Origin of the sequence: Parabacteroides merdae ATCC 43184, assembly GCF_025151215.1 — a bacterium.
GTDB classification, from domain to species: Bacteria; Bacteroidota; Bacteroidia; order Bacteroidales; family Tannerellaceae; genus Parabacteroides; species Parabacteroides merdae.
Genome location: NZ_CP102286.1, coordinates 3155330 through 3180417 on the forward strand (window position 1 = coordinate 3155330; position 25088 = coordinate 3180417).

General features: G+C 40.5%; 14 protein-coding genes and 1 pseudogene. All 15 read left to right on the forward strand.

Features of this window, described 5'->3' with window-relative positions:
* Nucleotides 1–373: 373 nt before the first annotated feature.
* The 15 genes and pseudogenes from NQ542_RS13205 to NQ542_RS13275 all read left to right on the forward strand — a co-directional run bounded on the left by NQ542_RS13205 (nucleotide 374) and on the right by NQ542_RS13275 (nucleotide 24985).
* Nucleotides 374–3655, forward strand: coding sequence for a SusC/RagA family TonB-linked outer membrane protein (locus tag NQ542_RS13205; RefSeq protein ID WP_005633300.1), 3282 nt, complete (start codon nucleotides 374–376; stop codon nucleotides 3653–3655).
* Nucleotides 3656–3665: 10 nt separating this feature from the next.
* On the forward strand, nucleotides 3666–5525 hold the full coding sequence (locus tag NQ542_RS13210) for a RagB/SusD family nutrient uptake outer membrane protein (protein WP_005633302.1): 1860 nt from the start codon (nucleotides 3666–3668) through the stop codon (nucleotides 5523–5525).
* 200 nt (nucleotides 5526–5725) lie between these two features.
* On the forward strand, nucleotides 5726–7486 hold the full coding sequence (locus NQ542_RS13215) for a DUF6057 family protein (RefSeq protein ID WP_005633304.1): 1761 nt from the start codon (nucleotides 5726–5728) through the stop codon (nucleotides 7484–7486).
* Entirely contained in the window at nucleotides 7483–8937 is a 1455-nt protein-coding gene (locus tag NQ542_RS13220; RefSeq protein WP_005633307.1) for a TolB family protein, read from the forward strand. Before NQ542_RS13215 ends, NQ542_RS13220 begins: the two co-directional genes overlap by 4 nt.
* Nucleotides 8938–8941: 4 nt before the next feature.
* Nucleotides 8942–10996, forward strand: a complete 2055-nt coding sequence (locus NQ542_RS13225) for an alpha-L-fucosidase (RefSeq protein WP_005633309.1) — start codon at nucleotides 8942–8944, stop codon at nucleotides 10994–10996.
* A gap of 69 nt (nucleotides 10997–11065) precedes the next feature.
* Nucleotides 11066–11378: pseudogene (locus NQ542_RS13230) on the forward strand (transposase); the annotation flags it as partial.
* 615 nt (nucleotides 11379–11993) lie between these two features.
* On the forward strand, nucleotides 11994–15164 hold the full coding sequence (locus tag NQ542_RS13235; protein ID WP_005633317.1) for a SusC/RagA family TonB-linked outer membrane protein: 3171 nt from the start codon (nucleotides 11994–11996) through the stop codon (nucleotides 15162–15164).
* A 15-nt stretch (nucleotides 15165–15179) separates the two neighbouring features.
* The gene (locus NQ542_RS13240; protein ID WP_005649627.1) at nucleotides 15180–16937 is read left to right on the forward strand and encodes a RagB/SusD family nutrient uptake outer membrane protein; all 1758 of its coding nucleotides are present in this window, start codon (nucleotides 15180–15182) and stop codon (nucleotides 16935–16937) included.
* Nucleotides 16938–16956: 19 nt separating this feature from the next.
* Nucleotides 16957–17628: a DUF3823 domain-containing protein gene (locus NQ542_RS13245; RefSeq protein WP_005633321.1), complete on the forward strand. Its 672-nt coding sequence runs from the start codon at nucleotides 16957–16959 to the stop codon at nucleotides 17626–17628.
* Nucleotides 17629–17719: 91 nt separating this feature from the next.
* Entirely contained in the window at nucleotides 17720–19519 is a 1800-nt protein-coding gene (locus NQ542_RS13250; RefSeq protein WP_005633322.1) for an SGNH/GDSL hydrolase family protein, read from the forward strand.
* A 7-nt stretch (nucleotides 19520–19526) separates the two neighbouring features.
* On the forward strand, nucleotides 19527–21350 hold the full coding sequence (locus NQ542_RS13255) for a carbamoyltransferase family protein (RefSeq protein WP_005649632.1): 1824 nt from the start codon (nucleotides 19527–19529) through the stop codon (nucleotides 21348–21350).
* A 3-nt stretch (nucleotides 21351–21353) separates the two neighbouring features.
* The gene (locus NQ542_RS13260; RefSeq protein WP_005633324.1) at nucleotides 21354–21503 is read left to right on the forward strand and encodes a DUF5989 family protein; all 150 of its coding nucleotides are present in this window, start codon (nucleotides 21354–21356) and stop codon (nucleotides 21501–21503) included.
* A 7-nt stretch (nucleotides 21504–21510) separates the two neighbouring features.
* The gene (locus NQ542_RS13265; RefSeq protein WP_005633325.1) at nucleotides 21511–21738 is read left to right on the forward strand and encodes a hypothetical protein; all 228 of its coding nucleotides are present in this window, start codon (nucleotides 21511–21513) and stop codon (nucleotides 21736–21738) included.
* 2 nt (nucleotides 21739–21740) lie between these two features.
* On the forward strand, nucleotides 21741–23462 hold the full coding sequence (locus NQ542_RS13270; protein ID WP_005649637.1) for a DUF6057 family protein: 1722 nt from the start codon (nucleotides 21741–21743) through the stop codon (nucleotides 23460–23462).
* Nucleotides 23459–24985: a TolB family protein gene (locus tag NQ542_RS13275; RefSeq protein WP_005633328.1), complete on the forward strand. Its 1527-nt coding sequence runs from the start codon at nucleotides 23459–23461 to the stop codon at nucleotides 24983–24985. The genes NQ542_RS13270 and NQ542_RS13275 overlap by 4 nt, the downstream gene beginning before the upstream one ends.
* Nucleotides 24986–25088 lie beyond the last annotated feature (103 nt).

Genomic DNA, 25088 nt, shown 5'->3' on the forward strand with positions numbered 1-25088 from the left:
CTCATATCCGGGTCAAAGGTATGAAATTTTCATTTCGTTGTATGTTTTTTTATTAAAAAAGTTCATATAGCACTCATTTTTAACAATTCAGACTTACAGGCTACCAACAAGCATCAGACAATATCAGACTTTTGAACCTTTTTAAGCACAAGAAGTAATTTGCGGCTTATCATTCAACTCTATTTTTGTACAATATTCACACTTATCAGATACATTTCTTCATAAATACATGAGTTCTGATAGAACTAAATTACAAAAACACAGAAAAACGCTATAAAAATATGCAAAATCTAATGAGCATGATCTAATAAAGACACTCAACAGATGTAAGCCGTTTTCGTGGTATGTATTATTTCTTTTAAATATATACTCTATGTTGAAAAAAACTAAATTAGTAAGTCTGATGCTACTGGCAGGAACTTTAGCTGTTCCAGAAAGTGCTTTTGCCGAAATTACTCCGGAAAGGCCGTCAGTAAGTCTATCCCAACAAAATGGGAAAGTAGTATGTGTGGTGGAAGATTCGTTCGGCCCTGTGATCGGAGCTTCAGTTGTTGTAAAAGGAACAACCAACGGAAATGTGACAGACATGGACGGCAAAGTTGTTTTGGAAAATTTGAAGAAAGGAGATATTATTCAAATTTCTTACATTGGATACGCGACACAGGAAATAACCTATACAGGACAACCGTCAATCCCTGTAACATTAAAAGAAGATACCCAGGCGCTACAAGAAGTAGTAGTAGTAGGTTACGGTACACAGAAAAAAGAGAATTTGACAGGTGCTGTGGCAGCTGTTGCCGGTGATGTACTAGAAAACCGTCCTATAACAAATGTTGGACAAGGATTACAAGGTGTTGTTCCAAACTTAAACGTCACCATGAGTAAAGGTGGTGCTCCTGGTAGTAGCTCTGACTTTAATATTCGCGGTAACAACTCGATTAACGGTGGTAGCCCTTTAGTGTTAGTTGATAATGTTCAAATGGATGCCAACCTTGTTAATCCGGAGGACATCGCGTCTATTTCTGTTTTAAAGGATGCCGCATCTGCTGCTATCTACGGTGCCCGCGCTGCTTATGGCGTTATTTTAATTACAACAAAGAAAGGTAAAAGTGAACAAAAACCTCAGATTTCCGTATCAGCAAGTGGCTATTGGCAGAGCCCTGCATTAAGGATGCACAATATCAACTCTTTGGAGTATCTGGAAATGAGAGATATTGCTGCCGCCAATAGCGGGATGAGCTCCTTGATCACTCCGGGACAATTAGACTATGTAAAGAAATATATGGATGGCTCTTATAAGTATTCAGAATATTTCGATCAGTCGCAAGATCAAAGTCGATGGATTTATTGTGGCAACACTGATTGGTTTAATGAATTGTACAAAACAAGTTTCTCTCAACAATATAATGTAAACATTAGTGGTGGAGACTCAAAAACAACTTATTACGGCTCTGTCGGATTTGCTGACCAGAATGGTATTTTAAAAACAGCTGATGATAATTACAAGAAATTTAATGCGACACTGAATCTTTCTTCACAACTGACAAAGTGGTTGCAGGTCAGTGCCAAAATCGCAGATAATTATTCAACAGAGGATCACCCCATTACCAACTCTACAGCTGGAATCGATGCCTATGGAGGTATGTTGAAAAATGACTTAAGCCCGTTAATGCCTGTACGTTTTGGCCATACAGGAAGACTCGTTTATAGTCCTGGCGCAGCAGCCATCAATGATTCTAACTTAGGTATCCAAACTTCAGGCGATTATATCTATAAAGAAGAAGGTATTAACAACTATTCAGGTCAGAACGGGAACACAAATCCCGCTGCTGTAGGAGATTTAGGCGGATATACCAAATATAAAATCAACGATTTATGGTTGACAGGTGCTGTAAAAATCACTCCTTTGGAAGGATTGGTTATCAATGCTGATTATACATATAATATTTATAGCAAGAATGCATCAGAGGTTCAACGGACATTTACAGATTATACGGCTGTAGCTGGAACAGAAGCTCTTTATGGTTGGACAAAGCCAAGTTATGCAAATTATACTACAAATGAAGATTACTACTATGCATTCAATGCATTTGCAGAATATTCTAAATCATTTTTAGAAAATACGCATAACTTTAAGATTATGGCCGGTTATAACCAAGAAAAGAAATCCAACAAAAAATATAATGCAAAACGTACCAATCTGATTGTTGAAGATATTCCTGACTTGGATTTGGCGACAGGTGAACAAAGCATGTCTTCAGAAGATACATATTGGGCAATTAATGGTTTCTTCTTCCGCTTCAATTACAATTACAAACAACGTTATCTACTCGAAGTTAACGGCCGTTATGACGGTTCATCCAAGTTTGCAAAAGATCATCGTTATGCATTCTTCCCATCTGTTTCCGCAGCATGGCGTATCTCAGAAGAAAATTTCTGGCAGCCGTTAAAAGGTTGGTGGAATGATATGAAAATCCGTGGTTCTTATGGTTCATTGGGAAATCAGGTAATGGATGATCTAGGTAATTTCCCATATTTAGCAACATATGGGACGAATTCTTCCTACAATTATTTGATTAACGGATCCAAACCTGTTATTGTAAAAGCACCGGGGCTTGTCGCTCCTGATTTTACTTGGGAAACAGTCACTCAAATGGACTTCGGTTTTGATGCTTCATTTCTGAATAATCGACTGACGGGAACATTTGACTGGTATCGTAGAAATACAAAAGACATGTTGGTAGCCGGAGCAACTTTACCTGCAACATTGGGCGCCAGTGTTCCTAAAAGTAACTCTGCTGACATGAAGACCATAGGCTGGGAACTTTCTTTAGGATGGAATGATCGATTAGAAAATGGATTTTCTTACTGGGTAAAAGGTGTTTTGTCTGACTATCAGGCGACTATCACCAAATATGCCGGAAATGACGCAGGTTTCTATTCACAAAGTGATGATGATGGTAAATATTATGTAGGACAAAAGATTGGTGAGATTTGGGGATATCACTCAAACGGCCTTTTCCAATCAGACGATGAAGCTGCAACAATAGACCAAAGCGAACTTTATGCTGGAAAATGGGGTGCGGGTGATGTAAAATACGAAGACTTAGATAATGATGGTAAAATCACAAAAGGGGAAGAAACAATCTATAACCCGGGTGATAAGAGCATCATAGGTAATAAAACACCTCGTTATCAATTTGGTATTACCGTTGGATTTGATTATAAGAACTTCGATTTCGAGATGTTTTGGCAAGGAACAGGAAAACGTGACTATATGTTGAGTGGCGCTCAGTTCTGGGGATTCACCAGCCAATGGGATGTTCCATATACTCCGGCCCTTGATTATTGGACAGAAACAAATACAGATGCTTATTTTCCAAGACCAGGATGGCAAAATGGCGGTAACAGAGTCACAAGTGACCGTTATTTACAAAGTGCAGCTTACGGGCGTTTGAAGAATTTGACGGTAGGTTACACAATTCCGAAGAATCTAACGACAAAGTGGGGCATTTCTCGTTTGAGATTATATGTGACAGGAGAAAACCTACTCACTATCACTCCTCTGAACGATGCCTTCGATCCCGAAACATTGGGAGGAATGACATACCCGATTAATCGAAAAGTTGCAATTGGATTAAATTTAACACTGTAAAAAACGAAAGATGACAATGAAAACTAAACATATCTTATTAGGATTAAGTCTTGGATTGTTAGGAGGATTTACGGCTTGTGACGTGACAGACCTCAATCCAAAAGACAGCATTACCGACAATAGCTACTGGAATACAGTTAGCGATTTGGAAAATTATGCCAAAGGCTTTTACATGAACCTGACAGGAAAAGGTTTAAGGGCAGATGGAAGTGAAAATTTGGATGATTTAAATACTCTTGATGAAAGAAGTGACAATCGTCTGGTCGCTTCTCCCGACCAATGGTTGTTCAACGAATGGGTTATACCTTCTGAAGCAAATTTCGATTCAAAATGGTATTGGAACAATATTCGTAATCTAAACTATTTTATGACTCGTTACCAACGGGTAAATGCGACAGAATCTGAAGTAAATCCGGTTGTTGCCGTAATTCGCTTTTTCCGGGCTTTCGATTATTTCGATAAAATCAAGACATTTGGAGATGTTCCTTGGTATGAAAAGGATTTGACAACTGCCGATATTGACGAATTGTATAAAGCACGTGACGACCGTGACTTTGTACTAGGGAAAATTATCGAAGATCTGGAATTTGCAATTGAATGGTTACCGGAAAAAAGTGCAGCAGAGGTAGGTGCTTTACATAAAGATGCCGCTCGTACATTTTTAGCCCGTGTTTGCCTACATTATGGAACATATAAAAAGTATCATAATGTTTCGACATCACCTACATCTCAGGAATTATTACAAAAAGCGGCGACTCTTGCCAAAGAAGTGATGGATAGTGGTCTTTACGATATCGTACAAGGCTCGGATGCCGGAGCAAACCAGTCTGCTTTTGCCGATTATCCCTTGTATTATGCAAACCAGTTTACACAAGAGGATTTAACGACTAATAAAGAATGTATTTTAGCACGTGTTTTCGAAGCAGACGTATTGACTCATAATCTCGCTCGTGGTGGAGGAGTCGGCCTTTCTAAAGATTTTGCAGAATCATTCCTTTGCAAGGACGGTTTGCCTATTGCAAACAGTAGTGAATACAAGGGAGATGAAACACTGGATGATGAAATGGCAAACCGCGATCCTCGTATGTATCAGATTATAGACAGTAAATATCGTCCATATACGGTCAAAAGCAATGGTATGCGTGTAGTAAATTCCGGTATTGATGATAAAAAGGAATTTAGTCCGTCTGAAGAACCAGGAACAAATATCCATTCAGCTCCGGGATTAACCGGGACTGCCACAGGATACTCACCTATCAAACTGGTGTCAGCAAGCCAGAGCCAACAAGATGCAGTGAAAACATCTTCTTACGACTGGTTTGTTTTCCGTTACGCAGAAATCCTGCTGATCTACGCTGAAGCCAAATGCGAATTAGGTGAATGCACACAGGCTGTTTTGGATGAGACGATTAATAAATTGCGCGACCGTGTTGAGATGAAACATTTAACAGTATCTCCAGTAGCCGATCTGAATCCGGTTGATTATGGGTATTCTATAACTCCGTTGTTATATGAAATCCGCCGTGAACGTCGTATTGAGTTGGCTTTGGAAGGTTTCCGTTATGATGATATCATGCGTTGGAATGCGATGAAACTATTCGAAAATCCTAAAACATATCTAGGCATGCGTGTTACAGATAAAGTAAAAGCGTTATACCAACCTGAAGTATTTGAAGGATCAACAGCCCGTGATTTAATCGAATATAATGGTAAAACTTATATCCGCATGTATTCTGGTAAAAGTTTGAACGAAGCCGGCCGTAAATGGACAGGAAACGACAAGCGTCTGTACTATCCTATCCCAACAAGTCAGATTACATTGTCTGCAAGCCATGGTTCTCTTCTAAAACAAAATCCGGGTTGGGAATAAATCTCATACAAGAGGGAAGGTTAGCCTTCCCTCTTTATTTCCCTCAATAAAATATAATGAGAATATATTACTTATCTTATTGTCTGCTGGCTAACAGGACGTTTATATTACAATCTTATAGAATATATAGAGAGTTACACACATCATAAATGTTCCGAAATCAGGCATGTATACAGTAGGTGTTCAAAACGGGATTTTATATGAACAAGAAAGACTTAATATTAAATATTCTTTTATTTATTAGTCAAATAATAGTCTTTTATTATTTCTTCTGCTATTTATTCCCTTTTAAGGAACAGCTACAAATGTTTCAATTTACATCACAGTACCTAACTGAAACACTGAAGCAGGCTGGTGGTGTCGCTATTTATATATCGGAATTTCTCTCTCAATTCTATGTGGTATTTTGGACAGGACCTATCATTTCTGCTCTACTTTTAACTTTAGTGGCTTTATTATCATCATTAATACTGAAAAAGATTAACTCACGAAACGATTTACCTCTTATTTTCCTGTTACCCTGGCTATCTTTACTAATTATTAGTTTAGACTATGATTATTATGAACAAGGAACTATTGCTTATTTATTTTTATTGCTTTTTCTATGGCTATATACAAACATAAAAACACGAATAAAATTTATTTATGGCATTTGCATCATTCCTATTTTATATGGAATAGCAGGTCCTATCGTACATTTATTTGCTATATCGGCATTGTTCTTTGAGTTTTTAACCAATGGAAAGAAAAAATATATTAGTATTATTTATTTGTTGATTGCCGCACTTTCAGCAATTGCAGGTACTTACTTAGGATATAGTAGAAATTTAACTTTAGCGTTTTTACCAGAGGCTTATTGTAATCCACTACAAACAGTATCCGGGATATATTATGCATGGTATGCATTACCTATGACAATGCTTCTGGTTGCTTATTTGAAACGATACAAAGAACCCGTTTCTCTAAAAGGGAAATGTATATGGGAAGGGGCACAATGGGCAATCATGTTTCTATTGGTCTATCAAGGAATCTTTCATTTTGGGAAATTGGATGCACAGCATTCCATGAAGCAGGACTATTTGCTCCGGACGGAACAGTGGGACCTTGTTATCAGTGAATTTAACCATGATGTATTGTCTAAACGCCGAATGTGCGGTTTAAACTTAGCTTTGGCACATAAAGGCCAGCTTTCAGAGAGATTGTTAGATTATCCTCAACACGGTATTGAAACCTTGATGCTACATTGGGATCAGTCGATCTATACAGCACAACTGCATAGTGATCTGTATTATTGTATGGGAATAATAAGCGCAGCACAAAAATTCGCTTTTGAAGCGTTTGTCAGTTCTCGTTCTTCCGGTAATCCGCGGATGTTGAAAAGGCTGATAGAGACAAATCTGATAACAGGGTCCTATCCGATTGCGGATAAATATATTCAATTGTTGGAAAAGACTTGGTTCTATAAGGATTGGGCTACTGCTCACCGTCGATTTCTTTACAATGATAAAGCAGTCGAGGAAGATAAAATTTTAGGAATGAAACGTCGCTGTTGGAAGGCCGAAGCCTCTGCTGCAAAACTATATACAGATCCTGTCAGTTCATTAATAAACTTGCTCCCGGCTTGTCCGGATAATAAAGCAGGATTAGCATATTTGACTTCGTTTTTACTGTTGAACAAAGATATTGAAACTTATAAAACCTTGCAGGAGAGCTTGTACCGTTCTCCCGCCTGGCGCGATATGACGGAATGCCAGCAGGAGGCAATCGTGATTTGCAGTCCCAATGATCCGCACTTCTGGTTAGAGCATGGGGTGAGCATCAAAGTAAGGAACAGAGCGATCGCTTTTATGCAGAAAGTGCAAGATATTTCCCGTTCGGGGCAGAATCCTGCGGTCGCTTTGGCTTCCGAGTATGACAAAACGTATTGGTACTATTATATGTTTAATATGATGGACAAATGAAACAATTGCTTTTTTGCATATTCCTTTTGTTGTTGGAAGGATGTTCTTCCAACCAGCCACCTGCCGTCTCCGGGCAGATAGATGAACTGCCGACCATCTATCCGGATTATATTGACGTAACCATACCGCAATCGATCGCACCTTTGAATTTTGCCGTGCAAACGGAAGGGAAAGCATGCGCGGTATTTACAACCGAAGGATATGCATTTACCGTTTACGCCTCCAACGGAGCCTTTTCCATTCCCGATACAGACTGGGAAAAGTTATTGACTGCGGCAAAAGGGAAACAGGTAGAGGTATCTGTCCTGACAGAAGAAAAAGGGAAATGGAATGCCTTTCTTCCGTTTCATATCCGGGTTTCCGAAGACCCGATCGATCCGTATATCGCTTACCGCCTGATCGATCCCGGTTACCAGCTATGGAACGAGATGGGAATCTATCAACGCGAATTATCCTCTTTCGATCAGGAACCGATTCTGGAAAACCGCCTGACGGATAATAATTGCATGAACTGCCATTCGTTTTGCATGCAGGACCCGGACAAAATGCTGTTCCATGTCCGTGCAAAGTATGGCTGTACCGTGTTTGTGGATGGCGACCGGATAGAAACGCTCGATACAAAAACCGATCGGACGATATCGGCATTGGTCTACCCTTCCTGGCATCCTTCGGGAAAGTTTGTTGCTTTTTCCATCAATAATACAACCCAGGATACGCATCCGGTACATCGTACAGAAGTATATGACAAGGCATCGGATGTAGTCGTCTACGATGTAGAAAAACAGGAAATCGTCACGACTCAAGCACTATTCTCAAAAAAACGTTTTGAAACATTCCCGACTTTTTCACCGGATGGAAAACAACTTTACTTTTGTTCCGCCCCGGCATTGAAAGTTCCGGGCGAATTGCGTGACCTTCGTTATAGCCTTTGCCGCGTTTCTTTTGATCCTGAAAGCCGGACTTTCGGTTCTGTTGTCGACACGATCTTTCAAGCGGAAACAGAAGGGCAAAGCATTTTGTTTCCCCGTGTCTCGCCAGACGGAAAATATCTGCTTTGTACAACGACATCTTACGGAACCTTCCCTATCTGGCACAAAGATGCGGATCTGTGCATGTTCGACCTGAGCACGGGTGCGCAAGTTCCAACAGAAGAAGCGAACAGCCCTGATACGGACAGTTATCATTCCTGGTCGTCCAACAGCAAGTGGGTGGTATTCAGCAGCCGTCGTTTGGACGGCTTGTACACACGTCCTTTCATTGCTCATGTCGGTGAAAGAGGCGTTCTCTCAAAGCCGTTCGTCCTGCCTCAGAAATCAACGGAATATTATACATTTCTCACCAAATCGTATAATATCCCGGAATTTGTCAAGGGGAAAGTGAAAACGGATACATACAAATTAGTTTCCCGAATAAAAGAAGGGAAAAACCAGCAGATCTCATTTACAAAATAACAACATGAACACAAAGAATCTTTTAATCACCGGTATGTTTGCCGGGTTATTTCTTTCCTGCAAGGAAGTAGAGCCGCCCGCACCTGTTTTGCCGGTTCCGACGCCGGAGCAGATCAAATGGCAGAAAATGGAGAATTATGCATTCGTGCATTTCGGGTTGAACACATTCAATGATTTGGAATGGGGCTATGGGAATACACCTGCGGAAACATTCAATCCGACAGACCTGGATTGCGAACAATGGGTACGTATCATCAAAGCGGCCGGCCTGAAAGGGGTGATCCTGACAGCTAAGCACCACGACGGCTTTTGCCTTTGGCCGACCAAAACGGTCGACTATAATATCTCTAACTCGCCTTATAAAAACGGAAAGGGCGACATGGTTCGCGAATTGTCCGATGCCTGCAAGAAGCACGGCTTGAAGTTCGGGCTTTACCTCTCTCCCTGGGATCGCCATAATGCCGAATATGGGCGGGAAGGATACCAGAAGACCTATCATGAGCAAATCAACGAACTGATCTCCAACTACGGTCCGTTGTTCGAGTTCTGGTTTGACGGGGCGAACGGAGGAAATGGCTGGTACGGTGGAACGAATGAAACGCGTTCGATCGATCCGAAAACCTATTACGGCTACGAGACGGCCCGTGAAATGATCAAAGCGAAACATCCGGAAGCGATGATCTTCGGCGGAACGGTTCCCGATATCCGCTGGATCGGCAACGAGTCCGGTTGGGCCGGCGAAACAAACTGGTCGCCCTATTCGTTGGACAAGGAGACACATTATACACAAAACCAATGGGGAATGAAAGACGGAAACCAGTGGTTGCCGGGAGAATGCGACGTATCGATCCGTCCGGGGTGGTTCTATCATCATCGTGAAGATCATCAGGTTCGTACTGTTCCGAATCTGGTCGATTTGTATTATCGCAGTGTGGGGCATAATGCCAACTTCCTGCTGAACTTCCCGGTAGCACTGAACGGCCAGATTCATCCGGTCGATTCGGCACGTGCCGTCGACTGGTATCATACGATCCAAGCAGAGTTGAAAGATAATCTTTTGGCAGGTATCCAGCCAAAAGCAAGCGAAACCCGTGGGGGTGCTTATAAAGCATCGAATGTGACGGACGACAACTGGGATTCTTATTGGGCTACTTCCGACGGGATGACGTCGGGCTCGCTGACTTTCCCGTTACCGACAGGGACTTCGCTGAACCGGGTGATGATTCAAGAGTATATACCTCTTGGACAACGTGTATGCGCCTTTACGCTTGAAGTGGAAAAGGATGGCAAATGGCTGCCGGTGGAAACAACCGATACGCTTTCGACAGTAGGTTACAAACGTATCGTCCGTTTCAAAACGACTCCGGCAGATGCTTTGCGCATTCATTTCACAGAGGCAAAAGGCCCGTTATGTATTAATAATGTGGAAGCCTTCCTGGCTCCCCCGCTGTTGGAACAGCCGCGTATCGTGCGAAATGCGAAAAATGAAGTCCATATAGATGTGGAAAGCGAAGGAGCCGACATTTATTATACAACAGATGGAACGGAGCCGACGGCACAGTCTGCAAAATATGAAGTTCCGTTTATATTGGACAAGAAAGGAACCGTCAAAGCGATTACTTATGATGCGCAGTCCGGCAAATCCGGTCCTGTAGCCAGCCGCCGTTTCGACCTGCCAGCAGTCGATTACAAGGTGACCAGCCCTGCCGATGAGCGGACAAATCTCATGTTTGACGGAAACGGTTATTCCACCTATTATCTGCCCGAAGGCAAAAACGAAATAGTAGTAGAGTTGGCCGCCCCTCATACGATAAGCGGTTTTGTTTACACCCCTAATCAGGGACGCGATTCGCAGGGACATATTTCAAACTATCAATTGTCAGTGGATGGAAAGGTCGTGGCTTCGGGCGAGTTCTCAAACATCAAACATAACCCGATTGAACAAGAAATACATTTTGCTCCTGTCAAGGGCAAAAAATTAGTTTTTAAGGCAACACGAATTGTTGATAACGTAAAACGTGTTGGAATTGCTGAGTTTTCAGTTATCACGGAAGACTAAACGATTTTCAACATAATTTGTGTTTGGCAGCAAGTGCCTGTGAAGGTCCTTGCTGTTTTTTTAGGGCCATTCGGTCCTTCCGCAAAAATCGCCCTTATGCTCCTGAAGTCATACACCGGATTCTCCGACAGGCAGCTGGTGGAACATCTGAACAGGAACATACACTACCAGATGTTCTGTGGAATCATGAGAGCCACATGCGTTTTCCTACGGACATGAAACTCCTTTGGGAAAGCATCGAATGGCTCTACAGCCATATATGCCGGCATTGCAGGGATCTCTGGGCATAAGACGTCCGCGCAACAAATACAGGAATGTGGCGGAATCCTATCTGTCCTACTGCAAGAAAAGAAAGAGGAGAGCTTCAAGGACAAAAGTGATTATACTCTATCATCTTCATATGCCATGTATTTTGTGGGAACATTTACTGAATATCCCTAAATAGACATTTTATTTAAATATTGTTTATTGAAAATCAACTAAACCTAAACAGCTTTTGCAGTGATAGTTTCAAAAAAGATGCATGAGTTCGATAAGAACTATGGTATTATGAAATCTCATATCCGGGTCAAAGATATGATTTTTTTTATTTCGTTACGCGTTTTTTATAAAAAAATCACATTGATTTTATTTTTAACAGTTGATTTTTATAAATTCTTAGCGATCATTGGGGAATACTATGAGTTAAAATTTGTTTGTCGCGATGTCGACTGTAAAAGTTTTAAATTTATCACAGATTATGTTTTACATAATACCATAGTTCTTATCGAACTATGTAAAAACACAGATTACTATAAAGTATACTTAAATCAAATAATAAGCAAAGTCCAATAAGGCACTTAACAGATAAAAGTAATTTTCATAAGATGTGTTTTAATACATAATTTATATAAGAACAAATTTATCAGTCTGATTTTATTTTACTCATGAAATAAACTCAATAACAATCTAAGCCTCAAATGATGTTTAGATTCAATATTAACAAAATAATTTTATTATGAAAAAGGAACCTGTATTTGCCACTTTAGTGCTATTATCGGTCATGACCTCACCGACCATAATGGCTACGCCATGGCATTCTAACACAAAGGTTGGTCCAGAATCAATCGTAACAAAAACGAGTTCTAAACAAAACTATGTCAACGCTAAGACAGTAAAAGGCACAGTTGTCGATGAAAACGGTATCCCCATTATTGGAGCGAATATTGTCGTAGCAGGTACAACACATGGTACAGTTACAGACATCGATGGTAACTTCACCTTAGAGGGAGTAAATAATGGTGACAAACTGACAATATCCTATATCGGATATATTGAACAATCACTCGTTGTTAACCAAAATTCGGAGTACAAAATCGTCTTAAAAGAAGACTCGCAGAGTTTAGACGAAGTTGTAGTCGTCGGTTATGGTACACAAAAAAAAGTAAACCTGACAGGTGCCGTTGCAGCAATTGGTGCAGATGAAATCATCCAAGCCCCGGTAGCCAATATCTCGAATGCCTTGGCTGGTCGTCTACCGGGTATCCGTGTACAAAACACAGGCGGTACGCCGGGTGCCGAATCTAGCGTGGATATTCGCGGATTCGGGAAACCTCTGATTTTGGTAGATGGAGTTGAACAACCAGGTTTCCAAGTAGACCCAAACGAAATCGAAAGCATTTCCGTATTAAAAGACGCCTCCGCAGCCATCTATGGAGTGAAGGCAGGTAATGGTGTCGTATTGATCACGACCAAAAAAGGTGCAGAAGGGAAAGCGCAGATCACATACAACGGATCTATCGGCTGGCAGAACTTCACAAGCTATCCAGATATGGTAGATGCTGCCGGATACGCAGAGTTGACCGATGAAGATGCGATCAACCGAGGGAATGCCCCCGTTTATGGACCGGATAAATTAGCCTTGTTCCGCGAAGGCACTCAAGAAGGATACAAAAGCTACGACTGGAAAGACATCCTAACCCGCAAGAATGCTCCACAGACTCAACATAATATCAATGTGAACGGAGGAACCGAAAAAGTGAAATACTTCATGTCAGTAGGTTACTTAAATCAAGAAGGCTTGTATGCCACAAAAGATATCAATTTCTCTCGTTACAACTTCCGTTCCAACATCTCTGCGAAAATTTCCAAGTATTTGACCGCAGATGCGCAGTTAAGCGGACATGTACAAGACAAGATGGCACCTTATGACGACGATACTTATATCATTCACGGTATCACCCGTATGCACCCTTACTATTCTCCATACGCCAACGACGAAGAAGGTAAGCACTATGGATTAACCAACTTCCAAAATCCCCTGGCACGTTCAGATGCAGATGTTTCTGGCTATCGAAAAGAACGTAAGAAATTATTCAATGGTGTTTTCTCCTTAAAATATGATATGCCGTTTATTCCAGGACTGTCAGCCAAGGTTTTATTTTCCTATTTGACAAAAGTAGAAGAATTCAAAACCTTTGCGAAAGAGTTCAAACTCTATTCATACGATAAGGAATCTGGTAAATACAATACGGTTTTCACAGGAAACTCGCCGTCCAACTTGACTCGCAAAGATTACACACAAGAGCAGAACATGCTTCAGTTCTCTCTGAATTACAATCGCACATTCCTTGACAAACACAATGTGCAGGCTTTGTTCTTGTATGAACAACGTGAAGATTTGGATGATTATTTGCAGGCCTACCGTCAATTTGCAATTGATGCCCTTGACCAAATAAATTCAGGTTCGGACAAGAACAAAAATAACGCAGGTGTAGCAAGCGAATTGGCCAACGCATCTTTTGTAGGACGTATCAATTATGATTACGCAAGCAAATATTTATTCGAATTCTCTTTTCGCGAAGATGGTTCCGCAAAATTCTACAAAAACAACCGTTGGGGATTCTTCCCGAGCGTATCCGTAGGATGGCGTTTATCCGAAGAATCATTTATCAAGAATAACACCCAAATTTTTGACAACTTAAAGATCAGAGCATCATATGGCGTCATGGGGGATGACCAATTCTTGGACTCTAGCGGTAATCCGCAAGTTCTTCCGTTCCAATACCTGACAGGTTACAACTATCCGGGTGGAACAAATTATATCTTCGGTAGCGATGTAGTCAATTCATTGATAACAAAAGGATTGGCTAACACAGAATATTCTTGGTTGACATCCAAGATACTAAATGTCGGTTTCGATGCATCTTTGTGGAATCGTAAATTAGAAGCAAGTGTAGATGTTTTCTACCGGAAACGCGACGGCTTATTTGCATACCGTTCCGGTTCATTACCCAACACTTTTGGAGCTTCTTTCCCACAAGAAAACTTAAACAGTGATGATTTCCGAGGTTTTGAGTTGGTATTAGGACACACAAATACAGTAGGAGACTGGACTTACTCGGTCAAAGGTAATATGTCGTTCACTCGCGCGAAAAACCGCCACATTGAACAAGCTGATCCAATCAACTCCTATAAGAACTGGACCAGTAACTTTAGCGATCGTTGGAATAATATGTCTTTCGGTTACAAATGTGTAGGTCAGTTCCAAGATCAAGAAGACATCAATAACTGGGCAATCCAAGATGACGCCGGCAACACGACTATGATGCCGGGCGACTTGAAATACGAGGATTTCAATGGCGATGGCGTAATTGATAATAACGATATTCAACCAATTACCCGTAGCAACACGCCAGAAATTTATTTCGGTTTGGACCTGAGTGCCTCTTGGAAAGGTTTCGACTTCTCCTTGTTGATGCAAGGAGCAACCAATTACAATGTATATATGTCTGGTTGTTTGGGTAATGCCATGTTCAACGGGTCCAATACATTGGAATGCTTTATGGACCGATGGCATCGCGAAGACTTGTATGATCCTGAATCGGCATGGATTCCGGGGAAATATCCGTCAACATGGAACTCCGGGAAGCCATCTAACACTCGTGTTTCTACCTTCAACCACATCAGCTCATACTACCTGCGTGTAAAAAACATCGAGTTCGGCTACACCTTCCCCAAAGAGTGGTTAAGCAAGGTTTATGTTGAAAGATTACGTCTGTATGTATCCGGAAATAACGTACTGACATTTGATAATCTGCCGTTTGGCGACCCAGAAGCACCCAGTAGCGATAGAATCTTATATCCGCAGTTGAAAATTTGGAATATTGGTGTAAATGTTACATTTTAAGAATTTGATTAAAATATGAAAAGCATAAAATTATTAGTACTGTCTTTGTGTGGGCTATTTAGCATGTCGTCCTGTGTCAACGACTTCTTGGACCGTGATCCTATGGATATTATATCTGAAGACTTGGTTTGGTCCAATGAGAATGCGGTCAACGCTTATATGGCCGGAATGTACGAAGATATGTTCGTCGAACCTCATGCATGGTTGATTAACTGGGGTACCTTGGGGCATTACACAGACGAATCCATGCGTAGTTATTCATGGGGCTATCCCTACACCCCGGTATTGGATCTCTCCAGCTTGCAACAATGGGAATACAATAAAATACGTATCGCCAATGTGTTCTTGCAAAACATCCAAACCTCTACATTGAACGAGGATTTGAAACAACGTTGGACAGCGGAAGCACACTTTGTACGGGCATTCCACTATTTCACAATGGCAAAACGCTATGGTGGTGTACCTTTGATAAAAGAGGTACAAGAATATACCGGAAACAACGTAGAAGAACTAAAGGTTCCGCGCAATACGGAAGAAGAAGTCTGGAACTTCATTGCTGAAGAGTGTGATTTAGCGATCGCCGGTTTGCCTGAATCCTACGGATCTACAGACCAGTTCCGTGTAACCAAATATGCCGCAGCCGCTTTGAAAGCAAGAGCTCTGCTTTATGCAGGCTCCATCAGTCGCTATGGCACCGTACAGTTGAATGGCTTGGTAGGTATTCCTGCAGATAAGGCAAACGACTTTTTCAAAAGATCCATGGAGGCCTCTGACATGATCATTAAATCAGGCAAGTTCGCTCTATTCAATCAAGATCCGGATCCTGCTGCCAACTACCAACAACTGTTCTTAGACAAAACAATGAACAGCGAAGCTATCTTTGTAAAAGCTTTTGCATCTCCTGACAAAGCGCATAATTTCGATTATGCTATGGCCGCTCCCTCCTTCAAAATTGACTGGGGAACCAATACAAGTCCGACGTTGGAATTAGTAGAATCATATGAGTATATAGATGGAACACCTGGTACGTTAAAAACAACCGATGCAAGTGGAAATCTGATCTATTACGAAAACGCAGAAGATATTTTCAAGGATAAAGACCCGCGTTTCTTCGCCTCTATTCTTTACCCAGGTTCTCCTTGGCAAAACGGAGAGTTGGAAGTAAGACGCGGCATTATCAAAAATGATGGCTCCAAAGAGGCTGCCTCGGCATTCACGGATGTGTTCAGCGAAGATCCGTCTATGAAAACCGGAGGTAAAGATGGGCTCGTCATGGCAGGTGATTGCAGTCGTACAGGATTTTATATCAAGAAATTCATGGATCCTACCAATCGAGTAGAAATGGACCGTTCCGAAACGAACTTTATGGTGTTCCGTTATGCAGAAACCTTGCTGAATTATGCGGAAGCCGCTTTCGAATTGGGACTAAAAGACCAAGCTCTCCAAAAAGTGAACGAAGTACGTAAACGTGCTGGTATCAAGGAGAAAAATAGCTTGACAATGGATGATATCCGAAACGAAAGACGCGTAGAATTGGCATTCGAGAATTTACGTTACTGGGATTTGGTCCGTTGGCGTGTTGCTTCCAAAGTAATGAACAACACAACTTTCTCGGCATTAATTCCTTGGTTGGACTATAAGACCAAAAAATATGTTTTCGAGAAATCGGTCAATACCTTGAATCTGCCCAAAACGTTTTTGGACAAACAATACTACTTGGAGATTCCGGGTGTAGCTCAAAACGATTTATTAGAACAAAATCCGGGTTATTAATCTTTTCATATTTAAAGACATGAAAAAAATATTTTTATATGCAACACTAATTTGTGGCTTGTGCTCCTGCGGGCTTGACAACTATGACGCACCTACCGCTTCCCTAAGTGGAGCGATCATAGACAAAGAGACAAAAGAAAATGTCCCCGGACAAGCTCAAAACGGGACAAAAATACGTATGTATGAGTTTTATAATGACGAATGGTCTGTACAACCCAACGATTCATGGGTGAGCCAAGATGGCACATTCTCGAATACAGCAGTATTTACCGGTAAATACAAGATTTTAGCCGAAGGGCCTTTTGAGACAGTAGAACCGATCGAAATGGAAGTCTCAGGTTCAAAACAGATGAACTTTGAAGTAACACCGTTTTTGCGCATATCGGCAGAAGCGACATCCAACGAAACAGGCAAAGTTACGGTTAAAACTTCCGTAGACAATGTTTTAGATAAAACAATACAAGCAGTAGAATTCTACTACTGCAAGACTCCGTATGTGGATAAAAACACCTTTACGGCTAAAGAATCTGTAGAACTTGGTACGGAGACCGAATTAGACATTGCCACTTATTCTCATACGTTCGAGAATCTCAAAAGCGGAAAGACTTTCTACTTCCGGGTAGGAGCCTTAGCTGTTAACCCTGGCGGATTCTATAATTATAGTAAAGTAATAGAAGTTACCGTTAAATAAATCAGATCTATTTAAGGACTGTTTTTGCATTTTTCATTAACACAAGAAAATGCAAGACAGTCCTTAATCATCACAATGTAAACGGCCTAATATGAGTAAAACATCCAAATATCTGCTGATGATAGGTATCTATCTATTTCTTTCCTTGCTTTTTCTTATCGGAATAGAGTGTGGATTGAGAGCTTTCGGATATGGTGTAGATTTAGACCATCTTTTCTTGCAAACAGCGAATGGTAAATATTTATATCTCAACAAAAACATCAGTAGAAGGTACTTTACTCAATCACAAGCCACAAACGGAAATGTAGAGTTTTTTCGGAAAAAGAAACAAAAAAACACATTCAGAATTTTTGTTCTGGGCGAATCAGCAGCAATGGGATTTCCCTATCCCAATAATATTTCGTTCCAACGAATGCTGAAATACCAATTGCAAAAGACAAATCCAGACAAAGATATCGAGATCATCAATTTAGCTCTGACTGCAATCAACAGTTACACTTTTTACGATTTCGCACAAGAACTCGTTCATTTTGAGCCAGATGCGATTTTTATTTATGGTGGACACAACGAGTATTACGGAGCTTTGGGTGTAGGCTCCAATAATACACTCGGTAGCCATCCAACATTTATCCGTTGGGCAATCCGTTTGCGTCAGTTACGTCTTACTCAATGGCTCGATTCTTTAAAAAGCCACTTAAGCCCTCAAAAGGAGTTCTCAGACAACTTGATGAAATATGTGGTCAAAGAGCAAGTGATCCCCTACAAAAGCAAACTATTTCAACAAGGACTGGAACAGTTTCAAAACAATATGAAATTAGTACTTAATCTGTTCAAAAAACACCAAATACCAGTTTTCTTCTCAACTGTCGGAGTTAATTTAAAAGACTTAAAGCCTTTCAAAAGCATATCGTCTGACGAACATAGCGCCGATGAATATTATCAACTGGCACAAGAACAATTGCAAGCACAAGATAGCATAGCAGCATACACATCCTTCAGTCGGGCACGAGACTTGGACGCCCTTAGATTTAGAGCATCCAAAGAGATCAATGAGATCATCCGAGAATTAGCCAAAGATGACGATAATATTTACTTGGTAAATACCGAAGAGGAATTTAACCGAAAAAGCCCGTTCGGTATTCCCGGACGAGAATTATTGCTGGAACATGTACATCCTACTATCGAAGGGCATCGGGTGATCGCAAATTGCTTTTTGGAAGTTCTTCGGCAAAACCAATCCTGTTTTTCCAACAAAAAACTACAAATCGGCACTTCAGAAGATCTATACAACTTTCCTGTTTTAGAGTTTGACTCCTTAGCTGGAGAATATGCTTGCTTACAACTGCGTAAAGGATTCCCATTCTATGAAAAAGATCTCTCTACAATTACCCCTAAAACAGAAGTAGAAAAGATCGCAGCAAACTACGTACGACAAAAAAACTGGTATCAATCCATGGATCAACTGTATCAGTACGCACTTAATAGCAAGAATGAAAAATTATGTTTGGATATTCTCCGGGTTCGTATCACGGATAACCCTTACGACCTCACCTTCCTTGGTCAAGGAGGAGAATTCGCAGAGATCCGAAAAGAATATCCTTTAGCTATCTTCTTCTACACACGAAGTTTCCGCCTGTATCCCACGGTTCAAACAGCACAGAACTTAGTTGCAATCCATTTACGGCTCGATCAACCCGATCTGGCTCTTCCTTACATTGAATATATACTCCGAAACGGAAATCCGAAATTTAACGGACTCAAAGAGCTTTGCCATAAGATCATCCAGTACAAACAAGAATTAAATTGGCAATCGAATGATTCAATCCGGCAAGCAATCCGATCGATCTATCTACAAATGGGTAATCAGGATGCAGCCGACCTATACAATTAATAATAAAATGAGCTATATTTTAGGTATATCCGCATATTATCATGATGCAGCCGCAGCTTTGATAAAAGATGGCGAGATCATAGCTGCCGCACAAGAAGAACGCTTTACCCGAATCAAGAACGATGCATCTTTTCCTGCAAATGCAATCCGTTATTGTTTACAGCAAGCGGGAATTTTATTGTGTGATATCTCCACAATTATCTATTACGAAAAACCCTATCTGAAATTTGAGCGAATTTTAGAAATCTTTTATCGATACGCACCATGGGGGATGGAACAGTTCATTAAAGGAATACCAATATGGATTGAAGAAAAACTTTTTTGCAAACGAATGCTCAAGCGTGAATTACGCAAGTTAGGAAAATTCGATGAACAACATTGTAAACTTTTGTTCTCGGAACATCATTTGTCACATGCGGCTTCCGCATTTTTCGGTTCAGATTTTCAAGAAGCTGCGATTATAACAGTAGACGGTGTAGGAGAATGGAATACACTATCTATCGCTCATGGGAAAGCCAATCAAATTCAATTAATAAAAGAAATGCGATTTCCTGATTCCATTGGATTGTTCTATTCTGCATTTACCTATTATTTAGGATTCAAGGTGAACTCCGGGGAATATAAGATGATGGGATTAGCCCCTTACGCCGATCGATCTGACCGACAAACCTCAAAATTTGTCGATCAGATCAAACAACATCTACTGACGATCCATCCCGATGGTTCTATATCATTGAATATGTATTATTTCTCCTTCCACAAAAAAATGCGAATGGTTCATGAAAAGCGTTGGGAACAATTATTTCAATTGAAACCTCGAAAGGCAGAAAGCGAAATACGCCCAGAACACGCAAGTCTAGCACTTGCAGCTCAAATTGTATTGGAAGAGATACTATTGAGAATTGTTCAAACAGCCCAAAAGCTCACTGGCTGTTCCAACCTATGTCTAGCCGGAGGAGTCGCTCTAAATTGCGTAGCAAATGGTAAAATCATTCGTTCACAATTATTTGAGCATGTCTTCATCCAACCTGCCGCAGGAGATGCAGGAGGAGCATTAGGAGCGGCTTGGGCCACTTATTATATTTACCAAGGACATTCACGAAAAGCCGGGATGAATGGAGACAAGATGCACTTCGCCCAAACCGGTCCTCAATATACAGAGCATGAGATTCAAGATTTTTTGGACTCGAATAACATTTCTTATCACTATTTGGATGAAGCATTTTTATATGAAGAAGTGGCTAAACACATAGCTTCCGGTTTATGTATAGGTTGGTTTCAAGGGCGTATGGAGTTTGGCCCACGTGCATTAGGAAACCGAAGTATCTTGGCAGATCCCCGTGATAAAGAGATGCAAAAAAGATTAAATTTGAAAATCAAGTTCAGAGAAAGCTTCCGACCATTTGCTCCAGTTATATTAAAAGAAAAAGTCAGCGATTATTTTGAAAAGCTGACCGAATCCAATTATATGCTGATAACAACCAACATTTCTCTGAAACATCGGATACCATTGCCAAAGCATTATCAAGATTTAGATGCCGCAGAACGATTGGCGTTACCAAAATCAGATATTCCGGCAGTTACCCATGTGGATTTTTCCGCACGCGTACAAACTGTTGATGAACAAAGTAATCCCAAATTAACGAAGCTTTTACGGGCATTCGAACAATTAACAGGCTACCCTTTGCTTATCAATACAAGTTTTAACGTACGTGGCGAACCTATTGTCTGCACCCCGCAAGATGCATACCGCTGTTTTATGACAACCAACTTAGATCTCTTGGTTTTAGGGAATTATATAATCAATAAAAATAACATACAAAAATCATAAAATATGGACACATTGAAAGACTTACTACTTTTTATAAAAGAACGAAAAAAATGGTGGTTGCTACCTGTATTAATATTCTTGCTATTGATTGGCTTGTTGCTAATCTCTACAAGCAATACAGTGATTGCCCCCTTTATTTACACTCTATTTTGAATGTCCTATGAATTGGATTCACATATACAAGAAAATACGTACGGTTTGGATTCGTTTCGGAAACCTGTTAAACAAGATCACCTCACCAATCCTGTTGGGAATTACTTATTTTTTGATCCTCACGCCAATTGCGTGGTTATACCGCCTGTTCAACCGGACAGAAGAGGAACAAGATAGTACAATGAACGAACGAGTTAAGACTTATTCTAAAGAAGATTTTATTCATCCATGGTAAATATGAAACAACTTCATACATTTTCCTACGGGCTACTACCATTCGTCCTATTTACAGTAATCCTTTATGCCTTTTTCTATAATCATCATCTGCTCTTTGCCGAGCAGTTACGATTGTTTGAATGGAACAAAGACTATTTCAACGAAATAGTTTATAATCCAGGAGGATTATCTGCCTATATAGGGGAGTTTTTCACACAGTTTTATCATTTAAATCATTTTGGGGGATGGATTTTAGGAGCCGGAGTCGGACTAACCGGTATATTATATCGCAACCTGATCTGCCATTGGAAAATTGGAGGAAATGTCTCATGGGAACTGATTCCTATCACTTCACTGGTTTTCTTCTATTTAAACCCTAACGCATCATTGGGACTCATTTTTGGACTTCTGATTACCCTTTTACTTGCAAGAATAACTCTTCATGAAAAGGAAGGCAAACGCAAAAGACTTCTGATCCTAATCAACTTACCGATTTGCTATTTCTTTACTGGAATAGGCTGTTATTTATATCTTATTCTCATCTTCCTCGATGAAGTTTTTTCGAAGAAAAAACACTCACTTCTTGCTTGGATTCTATATACACTCGTTACAATCCTACTGCCTATCTTAACTTATTATAAATTCGACATCAATGAAACACAAGCTTGGATAGGTATAGCTTGTTTTATTACACAAGACTTACTTCATCCACTTGGTATCGTTATCACTTCATTTTTAATATCTCCCTTATTAGCTTACGGGACATATCATCTTTTACAGCGATTAACAGACAAAAAACGATTCGCTTTAAATCTGCTCATGGCTTTCTTCGCTATCGGGATCATCTTAAGCCAACTCAAAAATGAGGATGAACGACTTTATCAACTACATTATCTAATCACCCACGAAAAATGGGACGAAGCGATTACCTTCATGCAAAAAAAGCCTGTCCAAAATGTTCTGATGTCCTCCTATACCAACATTGCCCTGCTTCATCAGCAACGTCTTTCAAAAGAGCTATTCTCGTATTTCCAAGTAGCTCATGTCAACGAATTTTGGTCTTCCAACCATCTATTAAATTATCTGACTGCTGAGACTTATTTTCAGCTAGATATGCTCTATGCTGCCAGAGCCTATATGTTCATGGCGAACACGCAAACTCCATCCGGACGTTCCCCGCTCTATCTGACACGATTGGCGGAGATCGAATACAGAAGGGGAAAACGGGCTGCCAGCCTCAAATATGTGGCCTTACTGGAGTCTACCTTATTCTACAAAGACTGGGCTTACAAATTTAGGCAAAAGATGAACACAGACTCCTCGACAAAAAAAAGTCAACTTTCACCCAAAACCAATAAGCTTTTTCTTGCCAAAGAGATGCTTTTCAACGTGGAACAATTTGAGACACAAGCAGGAGCCAACAATCAAAAAGTCATCGATTTCCTGCTAGCAAAATATATGCTCAACAATCAATATAACGCATTTATCCAATTAGCCGCCCGGACTCATCTCACAATACATAGTAGCAAGCATTATCAAGAGTTTTTGCTAATGTATGCTTATCTACTGAAAGATAACTCATTGATTTCAAAATGGCAAATTGAACAAACTGTAATAGAGCGTTTCTACCGATATTTACAAATCAACCAGTCGGGAAAATCTCCGGAAGAAATCCAGGAATTACTATGCCCCTATAAAGACACCTATTGGTATTACGTACAATATAATAAAAAACAAATATGAGACTTAACATTTTTTACATACTTCTAATCGCCTTATGTGGCCTCTATGGATGCAAAAATCATCAACAACCAATCATTAAAGAAAATCTTAACATACTCCCAACAATTTATCCGGAGTATCAAGGTGCTCTTTTGCCCGTCAATATTGCTCCTTTGAATTTTAAGATACAAGATGAGGGTGATGAATGGATGATCCAGATTCAAGGGAAAGGAAATCCGATCACGATTACGGCGCATGACGCAGTAGAGATTCCGATTAAACGCTGGCGACAATTACTTCATCAAAATCAAGGAGGGAGCTTAAGTATCACCGTATCCAGTCGAAAAAAAGGAGAATGGTATCAATATTCTCCCTTCACGTGGGATGTATCCACTGATTCCATTGATAGTCACTTAGCCTATCGTTTAATAGAACCGACCTATGCGAATTGGAACAGTATGGCCATTTGTCAACGTGAACTATCTTCTTTCAAGGAAACGGAAATCATATCAAACAAAAAAAGCGGGCAGAACTGCATCAATTGTCATACCTTTAACCAAGGAAACCCGAATGAAATGGTCATGCACATGCGCAAAATAAATGCGGGAACGATTCTGATACAAGGAGGAGCATGTCAAAAACTCAACACAAAGACTCCTCATACGATTTCCAATTTCGTTTATCCGGATTGGCATCCTTCTGGCAAACAGATTGCATTCTCTACAAACCTAACCCAAATGTCTTTCTACGATGCACACCCTAAAATCATCGAAGTATACGATACGCAATCCGATATAGTTTTGTATGATATTTCCAAAAACGAAGTCTATACCAGTCCCCTTTTAGCCAATGCAAACAAACTAGAAAATTTTCCATTCTTTTCACCAGATGGGAAACAGCTCTATTTTTGTACGTGTGACCGGATAGATAGTTTGCCTCAACAATTCTCTAATATAAAATATCGTATCTGTAGTATTGGTTTTGATCCCCAAAATAATCAATTCAGCAAGCAGGTAGACACTCTCATTGACTTAACAAATGCAGGTAAAAGCGTAACCCTCCCCAGCATTTCACCTGATGGACAGTTTATTGCCTGTTCTGCCGCCCCTCATGGGTGCTTCTCCAGCTGGATCCCCGAATCAGATCTCTATCTATATAACACAAAAACTAAGAAATTGATAGCTGCGACTGAGTGGAATAGCCCGGAAGCAGAAAGCTGTACAACATGGTCCTCTAACAGCCGTTGGGTTATCTTCAGCAGCCGACGGGAGGATGGCATTTATAACCGACTCTATATCGCTCATATTGATTCTGTAGGAAACTTAAGCAAACCTTTCCTACTTCCACAGAGAGATCCTACTTACAACCAACGCAACCTAAAGGCTTATAATCTGCCTCGCCTTATCAAAGGCAAAGTGACGATTTCACCAATTACAATTGGGAGATGTGCTGAAGCAAAAGGCAAAAAATCGGTCCGATTTAGCAAACATTCTTATAAACCGCTTATCAACGAAGCGACAGAGAATCACAGTGAAATCAATTAAGGTAACACAAATAGGAATAACGAAACGATTTTCAACATAATTTGTGTTTGGCAGCAAGTGCCTGTGAAGGTCCTTGCTGTTTTTTCTGCCGGACTAAAACAAA